A 13,131-nucleotide genomic window follows, 5' to 3' on the forward strand; every position below is an offset into this window, starting at 1 on the left:
CGACGGGTGATCGGAGCGCGATTCGGCCGACTGCAAATGGGGTGCGCGCCCTCCGGAGCCCTGGTGTGCCTGGTCGGCGGCGTGCGGGCGGCCCGGATACGTTGTGAGCATGGCCGAAAATGGGGCATCGGAATACACGGAGGGCACCCCTTGCTGGGTGGACGCGCAGCTGCCCGACCTGGAGGCGGGCAAGCGGTTCTACGGTGAGCTGTTCGGCTGGACCTTCGAGGACCAGCCCACCGGGACGGTCCGGGCGCTCAAGGACGGCGAGCCGGTCGCCTCCCTCGCGCACAAGACGGACGGAAGACTGCCCACGGTGTGGACGGTGTCCTTCGCCACCGCGGACGCCGAGGCGCTGTGCCGGCGTATCCGGGCGGCCGGCGGGCAGGTGGTCGCCTCCCCGGCGCCCTTCGGCGACCTCGGCCGCACCGCCCTGGTCACCGACCCCGAGGGCGCGGTGTTCTCGCTGTGGCAGCCCGGCACGGCGGCCGGCTTCGGACGCCGGCACGAGCCGGGCACCTTCGCCTGGGTCCAGCTGTACGCACGGGACACGGAGACCGCCAACACCTTCTACGGCGACCTCTTCCACGAGGCGCTGTTCGGCGCGGGCGCCGACCCGGACTTCGGCCGCGCGCCGGTCACCGAGGTGTTCGCCCCGCAGATGCCGCCCCACCTCCTGGTGCACTTCGCCGTGCGGGACCTGGCGGCCGCGCTGGGCGAGGTGACCCGGCTCGGCGGGCGGACGCAGGTCCCGCCTTTCGGGACGTCGTACGGGACGGCGGCCGTGGTCACCGACAATCAGGGGGCGTCCTTCGCGCTGCTGCACCGCTGAGCCGTACCCTCGGTGCGCCGTCGCGGTCCGCGGCGCCGGTCCGTTCCCCGTACACCGTCCGCGGATCCTCCGTGTCATATGTAAACCTGGACACCCGATTTGTCGGCCGGTTCGCAACCGGGGGCCCGGACAGGAAGAATCGGGGTGCGTGCCGCCACGGCGGTGCCGTGGTGAGACGCTGCACTACGGTCGCGCACAGGTGGTGGCGCGACGCGTACGGGGAGGTGGCAGGCAAGTGGTGGATCAGCTGACGCAGCACGATCCGCGGCGTATCGGGCCGTTCGAGGTGCTGGGACGGCTGGGAGCCGGCGGCATGGGGCTGGTCTATCTCGCGCGCTCGGCGTCCGGCCGGCGGGTGGCGATCAAGACGGTCCGGACCGAGCTGGCCGAGGACCAGCTGTTCCGGGTCCGCTTCACGCGCGAGGTCGAGGCGGCCCGCGCGGTCTCCGGTTTCTACACGGCGGCCGTCGTGGACGCCGACCCGCGCGCCGCCGTGCCGTGGCTGGCCACCGCGTACGTCCCCGCCCCCTCCCTCGAGGAGATAGTGAACGAGTGCGGGCCGCTGCCCGCGCAGGCGGTGCGCTGGCTCGCCGCGGGCGTCGCGGAGGCGCTGCAGTCGATCCACGGCGCGGGTCTGGTCCACCGCGACCTCAAGCCCTCCAACGTGCTGGTCGTGGAGGACGGCCCCCGGGTGATCGACTTCGGCATCGCCTCCGGGGTGTCCAACACCCGCCTGACGATGACCAACGTCGCGGTCGGCACCCCCGCCTACATGTCCCCGGAGCAGGCCAAGGACTCCCGCAGCGTCACCGGCGCGAGCGACGTCTTCTCCCTCGGCTCCATGCTGGTCTTCGCCGCCACCGGACACCCCCCGTTCCATGGCGCCAACCCCGTCGAGACCGTCTTCATGCTGCTGCGCGAGGGCCCGGACCTCGAGGGCCTGCCCGACGAGCTGCGCCCGCTCATCGAGGCGTGCATGCAGATGGACCCCACGGCCCGGCCCAACCCCGCGGACCTGCAGGCCCAGCTCGCCCCGCACCTGTTCGGCTCCGGCTCCGACGACAGCGGCACGGCGTCGGCGTGGCTGCCCGAGCGGGCGGTGGGCCTGATCGAGACGCGCCGCGGCGGACGCCCGGCCAAGCCGCCGCAGCCGGCCGGCCGCAGCGCGGGCGGCGCCCGCCCCCACGTACCGCCTCCGCCGCCGCACGACCCGGTCGTGCCGCAGCCCCCGCCGGTCCCGGTGGGCCCGCCCGGCACCGGCCCGGTCCGGCTGGCGGGCGCCGGCGTGCCCATCGGCCCCGGCCCGCGCGTCGCCGACACGCGCGCGGCCGCCGTGCAGGCGCCACCGGCCGCCTCCGCCCCGGCGTGAACGGCGCCGAGCCCGCCGCGCCCGCGACGACGGCGCCCGCCGCGCCGCCGGAGCAGCCCGGCGGCTGGCGCCCGTGGCGGTTCCGCATGTCCAACGACGTGTGGGGCACGCCCGCCGTCGCCGGCGACCTGGTGTACGTCACCTCCTTCGAGGTGCACGCCCTGGACGTGGCCACCGGCCGGCGCCGCTTCAAGACCCGGGACGTCGCCTGGTCGATGGCGGTCGCCGACGGCCGTATCCACGCCTCCGACGGACCCACCCTCTACGCGCTCGACGCCCGCGAGGGCGGCGACCTGTGGCGGCTGAACACGGACGCCTGGGTGTACTCCCTCAAGGCCGAGCGCGGCACCGTCGTCACCGGCACCCGCGGCGGAGGCGTCCAGGGCCGGGAGGCGTCCACCGGGCAGCAGCTGTGGGAAGTCACCGGCTGCCAGAGCGACTTCGAGTCCCCGGAGGCCGGACCCGCCCTGCACGACGGCACCGCCTACGTCTGGCAGGACGCCCGGCTGCGCGCCCTGGACGCCCGCACCGGCGAGGAGCGCTGGTCCTACCCGATCGGCGACGCGGCCTCCTGCGGCGGCGTCCCGGTCCGCCTCACCGCCGCCCCCGACGGCTACGTCTACGTCTGCGCCGGCACCCGGGTGCTCGCCCTGGAGGCGGCCTCCGGGCACGTCCGCTGGCACTTCGAGGCCCCGGCGGTCTTCCTGTGTGCGCCGGCCTTCGTGCCGGGCCCGGCGGTGACCGGCGGCGGGGTCTACCTCGCCGACTACCTCGGCACGGTCTACGCCCTGGACGCCACCGACGGCCGGGACCGCTGGCGCATCGCCACGGAGTCCCGCTCCTCCGTCGAACCGGTGCTGGTCGCCGCCGGACACGTGCACGTGGGCAGCGGCAAAGGCCTGTACACGCTGGACGCGGTCACCGGCACGCCCAAGTGGCGCTTCCAGTCGGGCGGCGAGATCGTCGGCGCGCCCGCGGTCGCCGAGGGGCGTATCCACTTCGGCTCCAGCGACCACCTGCTGTACACGCTGAAGGCCGACGACGGACGGCTGCGCTGGAAGCTCGCCACCGGTGGCGAGATCACCGGCTCCCCGGTGGTGCGGGACGGCGTGGTGTACGCGTGCAGCAAGGACCGGTGCGTGTACGCGCTGGACGCGGAGAAGGGCACGGGCACGGCGCGGACGGCCTGACGCCGTTCCGGCGCCCCACGCGTCCCCGGGGGACGGCCGTCGTGCCGGCGCGCACGGAAGAGGTCCGGACGGCGGCCGCCGCGGCGGACGGCGGCGCGGTCCGCCGCCCACGGGCCCGACGCTACGCCGGGTACGCGACGGTCGCCAGGCAGTGACATGGCCGTGACAGAAAGATCGCTAGGCTGACGGCCATGACTTCTCGGGGGAAGACACTCAGGCTCACCGCCGTCTCGGCGCTCGTCGTCCTCGCCCTCACCGGTTTCTCGACCGGCCGCGGGCACGGACACGGCGGCGGAGGCGACGGCGGGGGCGGCTGCAGCAGCTCCAGCCAGAACCACGACTCGTCGAGCTCCGGCGGCGGTTCGCACCGCGATCACTACGACGACGATGACGACGACTACGGCGACAGCGGCGGTTCCGGCGGCGTGGACACCACGGCCTCCCCGGACGCCGCCATGGTGACCCTGGTGGACTGCGCGTCCCCGGAAACCCCCTACGCCACCGTCGAGGTCGCCAACTCCGCAGCGGTGGAGGGCACCTTCACCGTCACGGTGGACTTCGTGGACGCCGGCGGCGACACGCTCGTCTCCCGCTCCCAGGAGGTCACCGTCCCGGCGGGCGGGACCACCCCGGCGCGGATCGCCGTGGACGACGCGGAGAGCGTCCCGCTGATCGACGAGTGCGACATGGACGACTTCGCCCCGGCCGTCTGACCGGGGAGCGCGCACATGCCGGGGGCCCGGGGTCGCAGGACCCCGTGGCCCCCGGCACGTCTCACACGAACGCGTCCGGTACCGGTGTCCGTCTCGGACACCGGTACCGGACGCGTTCACGCCTCGGCCGCGGTGGCTCCCCCTCCGCGCCGCCGCGGCCGGTCCCCGTGCGGGAAAAGGTCTACTTGCCGTCCCGGTCCAGGGCGGGCGGCGCCGGCGCGTGCTGGTCCAGCGTGGTGACCTCGCCGATGCTCGGCGGGGCGGGCGCGTGCTGGTCGAGCGTGGTGACCTCGGGGTCGTCCTTGCTCGGCGGCGTCGGCGCGTGCTGGTCCTGAGTGGTGAACTCCGGCTCGTTCGTGGCTTCGCTCATGACGTGTGCTACCCCCAACAGGTGGACTGGGCCGTGCGGTTGAACGGCCCGTTCGGCGACTCCCCCGAAGGCCGCCGAACGGGCGTTCTGGCGGGTCTCAGAGTAGAGATGAGCCCCTCGGATCCGCCTGCCCCCCGACGCGACGCATCCGTTCCATGAGAGTGACAGCCCGTCATAAACGTTCGATGAACGCCGCCTGCGGGGGGCCGGTCAGGCCGCGGACAGCGGGGCGAGCAGGCGCCGCACCTGGGCGGCCTCGGCGGAGCCCGCCTCGTCGTAGAGGGCCAGTGCCTCGCGCCAGCAGGCACGTGCCCGGTCCGCGTGGTCCAGCGTGTCCAGCGCCCGCCCGAGCACGGTCAGGGCGTTGGCCCGCATCCAGTCACCGCCGATGCAGCCGATCGCCAGGGCCTGTTCGGCGTGGCGGGCGGCGCGGGCCGGGCGCCGGGCCCGCAGGTGCACCTCGGCGATGCGGTAGTGCGTGGTGCCCTCCCACAGGGACTGGCGGTTCTCCGCGAAGATGCACAGCGCCTCGTCGAGCTGGCCGAGCGCCTCGGCCGGCCGCCCCGCCTGGCTGAGCACGATGCCGGAGGCGTAGCGCGCGTTCGCCAGCCGCACCGACATCCCCAGCTCGCCGTAGATCTCCACGCCCCGCTGGGCCAGTTGGACGGCCTCGGTGGTGCGGCCCATGGAGGCGAGGGTGCGGGAGAGGTTGCAGACCGCGCTGGCCTCGCCCGGGCGGTTGCCGTCGGCGCGGAAGGCGTCGATCGCCCGCTGGAAGTACCCCTCGGCGTCGGCGTACCGGGCCGTGCACAGCGCGATGATGCCCAGCTGGTTGGGTGCGGTGCCGTTCGCCCACGGGTCGTCCGCGCCGCGCAGCAGGGTGTCGGCGCGCCGGGACTCCTCCTCGGCCGTCTCGAACCGGCCCGCCTGGCTCAGTACCTGGGCGAGGGTGACGCGGGCGCGTACCTCGGCCCGGGCGTCCTCCAGGGCGGCCGCCGCCTCGCACGCGGCGACCGCGGTCTTGCGGTACTGGCGCGAGTCCACCCCGGACTCCGCCAGGTCGATGGTGGCCACCAGCAGGTCGACGGCACGGCGCACCATGGCCGCGTCGAGGGACTGCTGCACGCATGCCAGCAGCGGCCCGGCCTCGGTGTGCAGCCAGTCCAGCGCCTTCGCCGCGGTGCCGAACTCCCGGGCCGCGTACCGGCCCTTCTCCAGATGGGCGACGGTCCGGTCGCCCGGCCGCTCGATGGCGTACACCCCCACCGCCGTCGCCAGGTAGTGGTCCAGCAGCCGGGACCGGGCCGCGTCCCGTTCGGCGGGCGGCTGCTCGTCGCGCTCGGCGCACGCACGCGCGTAGAGCCGTACGAGATCGTGGAAGCGGTAGCGGCCGGGGGCCGCCGACTCCAGGAGGGAGGTGTCGACGAGGGACTCCAGCAGGTCCTCCGTCTCCTCCACCGGCAGGGCCAGCAGGGCCGCCGCGGCGGCCACGGAGATGTCCGGGCCGTCGGCCAGGCCCAGCAGCCGGAACGCGCGCGCCTGCGTGGCCTCCAGGGCGCCGTAGCCCAGCTCGAAGGTGGCCGCGACCGCCAGGTCGCCGGCCTGGAGCTCGTCCAGCCGGCGGCGTTCGTCGGCGAGCTTCTCCGCGAGGAAGGAGACCGTCCAGGTGCGCCGGGAGGCCAGCCGGGAGGCGGCGATGCGGATGGCCAGCGGCAGGAAGCCGCAGGCGGCCACCACGTCCAGGGCCGCCTCGCGCTCCGAGCGGACCCGTTCCGCACCGACGATCTTCGTGAAGAGTGCCAGCGCCTCCTCCGGCGACATCACGTCCAGGTCGACCAGGTGCGCCCCGGCCAGGTCCACCATCCGCACCCGGGACGTCACCAGGGCCGCGCAGCCCGCCGTGCCCGGCAGCAGCGGCCGGACCTGCGCCGCGTCGCGCGCGTTGTCCAGCAGCACCAGCACCCGGCGGCCGTCCAGCAGCGAGCGGTAGAGCGCGGCCCGCTCCTCCAGGGAGTCCGGGATGGCCGAGTCGGCCGTGCCGAGGGCGCGCAGGAAGGCGCCGAGGACCGTCTCGGGCTCCGCGGACCGGACCCCGGCGCCCTGCAGGTCGACGTAGAGCTGGCCGTCGGGGAAGGCGGACCGGGCGGCGTGCGCCACGTGCACCGCGAGGGTGGTCTTGCCGACGCCGCCGATCCCGGCCAGCGCGGACACCGCCATCACCTGCCCCTCGCCACCGGACGCGCCCGACAGGATCTCGCCCAGCTCCCGTACGAAGGCCGCGCGGCCGGTGAAGTCCGGCACGGACGCGGGAAGTTGCGCCGGGCGTACCGGGGCGGGCGCCTGCCGGGGCAGCGGGGCGGACGGCTGGGCGAGGGCCGGGTCGGCCTCCAGGATGCGCTGCTGCAGCTCCCGCAGGTCCGGGCGCGGGTCCACGCCCAGCTCGTCGGCGAGCAGCCGGCGGGTGTCGGCGTAGACGGCGAGCGCCTCGGCCTGCCGGCCGCTGCGGTACAGGGCCAGCATCAGCAGTTCGCGCAGGCGTTCGCGCAGCGGGTGGGCGGCGGTGAGCGCGGTCAGTTCGGAGACGGCCTCCGCGTGGCAGCCCTGCTCCAGGTCCATGTCGAGCCGGGACTCCAGGAGCTGCAGCCGCCATTCCTCCAGGCGCACGCGCTGCGCCTCGGCGTACGGGCCCGGCACACCGGCCAGCGTCTCGCCGTCCCACAGGGCCAGCGCCCGGCTGAGCAGCTCGCGCGCATGGCACAGGTCGCCGCTCGTGCGGGCCTTCTCCGCGTCCGCCGCCAGCTCCTGGGCCGCCGCGAGGTCCAGCGCGTCCTCGCCGAGTCCGCGCACCGCGTAGCCCCCGGACTCGCTGACCAGGACCCCGGGGTCGAGCACCTTCCGCAGCCGGGAGGCGTAGGTGCGCACCGCGGCCAGCGCCTGGGAGGGCGGCTCCTCGCCCCACAGGGCGTCGATCAGCTCGGCGGCCGTGGCCGTGCGGCCCTCGCGCAGCAACAGGGCGGCCAGCAGCGCGCGTTGCTGCGGGCTTCCGGTGGCGACCGGTTCCTCGTCACGCCAGGCGCGGATCGGGCCGAGTACGCCGAACCGCAGCGCCTCACGCTCCGCCGAGGAGCCGGGACGCCGCTGCTCCGGTCCTCGCGGCACACCGTCCATGCAGTCCCCCTACGCATCGCGAGCAACTAGGCCAGTTTGCCTTCTCCTGACGAAGGAGTCAGCCGTGCGAGACACCGATCACACGGCGAGCAGCGGGCCCCCACGGAGTCCCCACATGTGCGACCTCATCCGTCCAGATCCACCCGTACCGTCAGCAGCCCCGCCCCGAGGGCCCTTACGGCGGCGCTGTTGAGGCGGGGCAGCAGCCGCAGCCGGGCGACCGGGTCGTCCTCCGGCATCGGGTGGGCGGTGCCGGTGTGCCAACGGCCCCGGATGCGCACCCGCACCCGGGGGTCGGCCTTGATGTTGCGGACGTACTGCGAGCGTTCGCCGAACTCCGAGACCAGCCAGAAGGTGTCGCCGGCGCGCCGACCGCCCACCGGGGTGGTGCGGGGCAGCCCCGAGACACGGCCCGTGGTCTCCAGCAGCGTCTGGAACGGCATCCGGCGCAGCAGCGGGTTGCCGACGCGCCGCTGGAAGGCGGTGGCGGCCCGGTACTTGCGTTCGGCGCGAGAAGTCATCGTGCGGCCGAGCCTACCGGCGGCCGGAGGAATGGAGGTGGGTGTGGGAGGGGGAGTTGGTGGAAGCGGCCGAAGCCACGGGCGGCGGCCTCGGTCACCGGCTGATCCCGACCGGTCGGTATGGACAGGGGCGGAGTTCGCGGGTATTGATGGGGCGTCGTCCGCGTACGAAAGGCCGCCCATGCGCATCGCCGTCACGATCTTCCTCACCGACGAGACGATCACCCCGGTCCGGCTGGCGAGGGAGCTGGAACAGCGGGGCTTCGCCGGGCTGTACCTGCCCGAGCACACGCACATCCCCGTCGAGCGGACCACCCCCTACCCGGCGGGCGGCGAGCTGCCCCGCGAGTACGGCCGCACCCTGGACCCCTTCGTGGCGCTCGGGCAGGCCGCGGCGGTCACCGACCGGCTCGGGCTCGGCACCGGCATCACCCTCGCCGCGCAGCACGACCCGATCGACCTGGCCAAGCAGATCGCGACCCTGGACCATCTCTCCGGCGGCCGGTTCACGCTCGGGCTCGGCTTCGGCTGGAACGTCGAGGAGGCCGCCGACCACGGGGTGCAGTGGCGCACCCGGCGGGCGCTCGTGCGGGACCGTATGGGCCTGATGCGCGCCCTGTGGGCCGACGAACCCACGGCTTTCGACGGGGAGTTCGGCAGTGTGCGGGCGAGCACCGCGTACCCGAAGCCGGTGCGTAAGCCGCGCGGCCCGGTGACCGGTCCGCGCACGCTGGTCGGCGGGGCGGCCGGGCCGAAGCTGTTCGCGGACATCTGCGCCTACGCCGACGGCTGGCTGCCGATCGGCGGGCGCGGCCTGACCGAGTCCCTGCCGGCGCTGCGGACCGCCTGGGCCGACGCCGGCCGCGACCCGGGCGCCCTCGAGGTCGTGCCGTACGCGGTCCGGCCCAGCGCGGGCAAGCTGGAGCACTTCGCCGAGCTGGGCGTCGAGGAGGTCGTGGCACAGCTGCCCCCGGCGGGGGAGACGGAGACGCTGCGGGCGCTCGACGCGCTCCAGCCGTTCGTGCGGGGGCGGAAGTCCTGATCACCCCGAACGTATGCTCAAAGAATGACGACTTCCGCGACGTCCGGAACCGGCGGCCCGACCGAGAACTCCCTGCGCCGTGCGCTCAGACGCGCCCGGGACGGCGTCTCCCTGGACGTCTCCGAGGCCGCGGTCCTGCTCCAGGCGCGCGGTGACCATCTGACGGACCTCTCCGCGTCCGCCGCCCGGGTCCGCGACGCGGGCCTGGAGGCGGCGGGGCGGCCCGGCGTCATCACGTACTCCAAGAGCGTCTTCATCCCGCTGACGCGGCTGTGCCGGGACAAGTGCCACTACTGCACCTTCGTCACCGTGCCCGGCAAGCTGCGCCGGGCCGGGCACGGGATGTTCATGTCGCCGGACGAGGTCCTCGACATCGCCCGCAAGGGTGCCGCGCTCGGCTGCAAGGAAGCCCTCATCACCCTCGGCGACAAGCCCGAGGACCGCTGGCCCGAGGCCCGCGAGTGGCTCGACGCGCACGGCTACGACGACACCCTCGCCTACGTCCGCGCCATCTCCATCCGCATCCTTGAGGAGACCGGCCTCCTCCCGCACCTCAACCCGGGCGTGATGTCCTGGACGGACTTCCAGCGCCTCAAGCCGGTCGCGCCGTCCATGGGCATGATGCTGGAGACCACCGCGACCCGCCTGTGGTCCGAGCCCGGCGGCCCCCACCACGGCTCCCCGGACAAGGAGCCCGCGGTGCGGCTGCGGGTCCTGGAGGACGCCGGCCGCTCCTCCGTGCCCTTCACCTCCGGCATCCTCATCGGCATCGGCGAGACCTACGAGGAGCGCGCCGAGTCGCTGTTCGCGCTGCGGAAGGTGGCCCGCGCCCACCACGGCGTCCAGGAACTGATCATCCAGAACTTCCGCGCCAAGCCGGACACCGCGATGCGCGGCATGCCGGACGCGGAGCTGGACGAACTCGTCGCCACCGTCGCCGTCGCCCGGCTCGTCCTCGGCCCCACCGCCTGCCTCCAGGCCCCGCCCAACCTGGTCGACTCCGAGTACGGCCGGCTGATCGCGGCCGGCATCGACGACTGGGGCGGGGTCTCCCCGCTCACCATCGACCACGTCAACCCCGAGCGCCCCTGGCCGCAGATCGAGGAACTGGCCGAGCAGTCCCGCGCGGCCGGCTTCGAACTGCGCGAACGCCTCTGCGTCTACCCGGAGTTCGTGCGGCGCGGCGAGCCCTGGCTGGACCCCCGGCTGCGCCCGCACGTCGCCGCGCTCGCCGACCAGGAGACGGGCCTCGCCCGCCCGGACGCGCTGCCCCAGGGGCTGCCGTGGCAGGAGCCGGACGAGGCGTTCACCGGCACCGGCCGCACCGACCTGCACCGCACCATCGACACCGAGGGCCGCACCGGCGACCGCCGCGCCGACTTCGACGAGGTGTACGGCGACTGGGACGCCCTGCGCGAGGCCGCCGCCCCCGGCATGGTCCCGGAGCGGATCGACACCGACGTGCGCGAGGCACTGCGCACCGCCGCCGCCGACCCGACGAAGCTGACCCACGCCGAGGCCCTCGCCCTGCTGCACGCCGACGGCCCCGCGCTCGACGCCCTCTGCCAGGTCGCCGACGACGTGCGCAAGTCGGCCGTCGGTGACGACGTGACGTACATCGTCACCCGCAACATCAACTTCACCAACGTCTGCTACACCGGCTGCCGCTTCTGCGCCTTCGCCCAGCGCCGCACCGACGCCGACGCGTACACCCTCTCGCTGGACCAGGTCGCCGACCGCGCCCAGCAGGCGTGGGACGTCGGCGCGGTGGAGGTGTGCATGCAGGGCGGCATCCACCCCGACCTGCCCGGCACCGCCTACTTCGACATCGCGCGGGCGGTGAAGGAACGCGTGCCCGGCATGCACGTCCACGCCTTCTCCCCGATGGAGGTGGTCAACGGCGCGAGCCGCACCGGCCTGTCCATCCGCGAGTGGCTCACCGCCGCGAAGGAAGCGGGTCTGGACACCATCCCGGGCACGGCGGCGGAGATCCTCGACGACGAGGTCCGCTGGATCCTCACCAAGGGCAAGCTGCCGGCGGCCACCTGGATCGAGGTCGTCGAAACGGCCCACGAGCTGGGCATCCGCTCCTCGTCCACGATGATGTACGGCCACGTCGACCAGCCCCGCCACTGGCTCGGCCATCTGCGCACCCTCGCCTCCATCCAGCGGCGGACCGGTGGCTTCACCGAGTTCGTGACGCTGCCGTTCGTGCACACCAACGCCCCCGTCTACCTGGCCGGCATCGCCCGTCCCGGTCCGACGGTCCGCGACAACCGCGCGGTGACCGCGATGGCCCGCCTGCTGCTCCACCCCTGGATCCCCAACATCCAGACGAGCTGGGTGAAGCTGGGCGCGGACGGCGCGGCGGAGATGCTGCGCTCCGGCGCGAACGACCTGGGCGGCACGCTGATGGAGGAGACCATCTCCCGCATGGCGGGCTCCTCCTACGGCTCCTACAAGTCGGTCAAGGACCTGATCGCGGTCGCCGAGGCGGCCGGCCGTCCCGCCCGCCCCCGCACCACGCTCTACGGCGAGGTCCCCGAGGAGCGCCGCCGTGCCGCCGAGACGTCGGACGGCCATCTGCCGGAGCTGCTGCCTGTCCTCGACTGAGCCGGGCCAGGCCCACGCTGGCAGTAGGATGATCCGACCCGCTTTCGGTAGCTGAGGAGTGCGTACCGGTGTCTGCCCGTTTTCCTTCGTGGGCCTGGGTGACCGGGCTGACCACGGGGGCGATAGCCGTGGTGGCGGTCCTGGGCGTCCAGGCGGACCAGGGCACGAAGCCCGTCGCCGCCACCAGCCCGCCGAGCGCCCCGGCGACGGCCGACCCGAAGCCGTCGGCCTCCGCCCCGCGGAAGGAGAAGCCGGCGGCGGTACCGGCCGACTCGGGCACCGGCCGCCGCATCGTCTACTCCCTCGGCCAGAAGCGGGTCTGGCTCGTCGACGCCAGCGACGCCGCCCGCCGCTCCTTCCCGGTGTGGCCCGGCACGGTCGCCCCCGACCCCGGCACCTACTCGATCGGCACCCGCAACGAGGCCACCACCGGCAGCGACGGCGTCCCGGTGGAGCACATCATGTACTTCGCCCAGAAGTCCGGCGTCTTCGTCGCCTTCTCCAACGCGGTCGACGGCTCCTCGCCCCCGCCCGCCGACCCCGGCGCCAAGACCGGCGGCATCCGCGTCGCCAAGCAGGACGGCAAGGCCCTGTGGACCTTCGGCGCCCCGGGCACCACGGTCCGCGTGGTCGGGTAGTCGCCGGGCCGGAGGCCGCGGGAGTGCGTGCGGCTACTCGGTGTCCTTCGGGTGACGCGGGGACGCGTACACGAAGTGAACCGTGCGCCGGGCCTCGTCGACGAGGTGGCGCACGCGTCCGCCCGCTGTGACTTCGTACTCCCGCTGTGGGTAGTCACGGCCGCCCGGGTTGCCCTTGGCCAGTCTGCCGCGGAGCCGGTGCTGACGGTCCGGGTCGGACCGGGAGGTCGGGTCACGGCGCAGGGCCTCGAACCAGCGGCGGGTGTTGCCCGGCGCTTCCGCACCCAGCTCACCCCACCCCTTCGCCGCCTCGTTCGTCGCGAACCGCAGGCGCCATTCGCCTCCCACCGGTGGCGGAGCGACGTCGTCACCGCGCTTCGGGCTCACGGCGGCGTCACCTCGCCGTGATCCTCGTCGGGCAGTCGCCGCGTGAGCTTCGCCGTCAGTTCCGCATCCGCGAGGATGCGTGCCGTGGCGCGCCATTCGGTGACGAGACGATGCAGGTTCCCGTGGACGTCCAGGTGTGCGGCGTCGTTCGTGGCGTCGATGAGATCCACCACGAACTCCTTCGCCTCGTCCGCGGACAGGTGACCCACCCAGGGGAAGACCGAAGGGAGCGCGTGCAGTATGGCCCGCTCACCGGCGTCGCTGCGGACGAGGGCGCCGAGGAGCCGG

At 74.2% G+C, this 13,131-nt stretch carries 10 protein-coding genes and 1 pseudogene; 6 read left to right on the forward strand and 5 right to left on the reverse strand.

Translation table 11 applies throughout. The features are described 5' to 3' along the window. Nucleotides 1-109 precede the first annotated feature (109 nt). From kbpA to B100_RS0109825, 3 genes and pseudogenes are all read left to right on the forward strand, one after another. Nucleotides 110-832: an AfsK-binding protein KbpA gene (kbpA, locus tag B100_RS0109815; protein ID WP_199785225.1), complete on the forward strand. Its 723-nt coding sequence runs from the start codon at nucleotides 110-112 to the stop codon at nucleotides 830-832. Nucleotides 833-1,067: 235 nt separating this feature from the next. Then, a pseudogene (afsK, locus tag B100_RS33830) lies at nucleotides 1,068-3,391 on the forward strand (protein serine/threonine kinase AfsK). 191 nt (nucleotides 3,392-3,582) lie between these two features. Further along, the gene (locus B100_RS0109825) at nucleotides 3,583-4,104 is read left to right on the forward strand and encodes a hypothetical protein (protein WP_024884267.1); all 522 of its coding nucleotides are present in this window, start codon (nucleotides 3,583-3,585) and stop codon (nucleotides 4,102-4,104) included. A gap of 181 nt (nucleotides 4,105-4,285) precedes the next feature. Here the strand turns inward: B100_RS0109825 and afsS are convergent, their stop codons facing one another. The 3 genes from afsS to B100_RS0109840 all read right to left on the reverse strand — a co-directional run bounded on the left by afsS (nucleotide 4,286) and on the right by B100_RS0109840 (nucleotide 8,163). Beyond that, nucleotides 4,286-4,474 (reverse strand): regulatory protein AfsS, encoded by a 189-nt coding sequence (gene afsS / locus B100_RS0109830; protein WP_024884268.1) that lies wholly within the window; start codon nucleotides 4,472-4,474, stop codon nucleotides 4,286-4,288. Between the two features lie 210 nt (nucleotides 4,475-4,684). After that, nucleotides 4,685-7,642, reverse strand: a complete 2,958-nt coding sequence (gene afsR, locus B100_RS0109835) for an SARP-family global regulator AfsR (RefSeq protein ID WP_024884269.1) — start codon at nucleotides 7,640-7,642, stop codon at nucleotides 4,685-4,687. A gap of 125 nt (nucleotides 7,643-7,767) precedes the next feature. Further along, nucleotides 7,768-8,163 (reverse strand): nitroreductase/quinone reductase family protein, encoded by a 396-nt coding sequence (locus B100_RS0109840; protein ID WP_024884270.1) that lies wholly within the window; start codon nucleotides 8,161-8,163, stop codon nucleotides 7,768-7,770. Nucleotides 8,164-8,344: 181 nt separating this feature from the next. Here B100_RS0109840 and B100_RS0109845 point away from each other — a divergent pair, with 181 nt between their 5' ends. From B100_RS0109845 to B100_RS0109855, 3 genes are all read left to right on the forward strand, one after another. Then, a complete protein-coding gene (locus B100_RS0109845) occupies nucleotides 8,345-9,205 on the forward strand; it encodes an LLM class F420-dependent oxidoreductase (protein WP_024884271.1) in 861 nt (286 codons plus the stop codon). Between the two features lie 24 nt (nucleotides 9,206-9,229). Then, the gene (locus B100_RS0109850) at nucleotides 9,230-11,818 is read left to right on the forward strand and encodes a bifunctional FO biosynthesis protein CofGH (RefSeq protein WP_024884272.1); all 2,589 of its coding nucleotides are present in this window, start codon (nucleotides 9,230-9,232) and stop codon (nucleotides 11,816-11,818) included. Nucleotides 11,819-11,886: 68 nt separating this feature from the next. Continuing rightward, on the forward strand, nucleotides 11,887-12,456 hold the full coding sequence (locus B100_RS0109855) for a L,D-transpeptidase (protein ID WP_037722543.1): 570 nt from the start codon (nucleotides 11,887-11,889) through the stop codon (nucleotides 12,454-12,456). A 33-nt stretch (nucleotides 12,457-12,489) separates the two neighbouring features. Here B100_RS0109855 and B100_RS0109860 read toward each other — a convergent pair whose 3' ends face one another. Both B100_RS0109860 and B100_RS33835 read right to left on the reverse strand, forming a co-directional pair. Next, nucleotides 12,490-12,843: a hypothetical protein gene (locus tag B100_RS0109860; RefSeq protein ID WP_024884274.1), complete on the reverse strand. Its 354-nt coding sequence runs from the start codon at nucleotides 12,841-12,843 to the stop codon at nucleotides 12,490-12,492. Beyond that, nucleotides 12,840-13,013, reverse strand: coding sequence for a hypothetical protein (locus tag B100_RS33835; protein WP_158686708.1), 174 nt, complete (start codon nucleotides 13,011-13,013; stop codon nucleotides 12,840-12,842). The genes B100_RS0109860 and B100_RS33835 overlap by 4 nt, the downstream gene beginning before the upstream one ends. Between the last annotated feature and the right edge of the window lie 118 nt (nucleotides 13,014-13,131).

This window comes from Streptomyces sp. CNH189 (genome assembly GCF_000527195.1).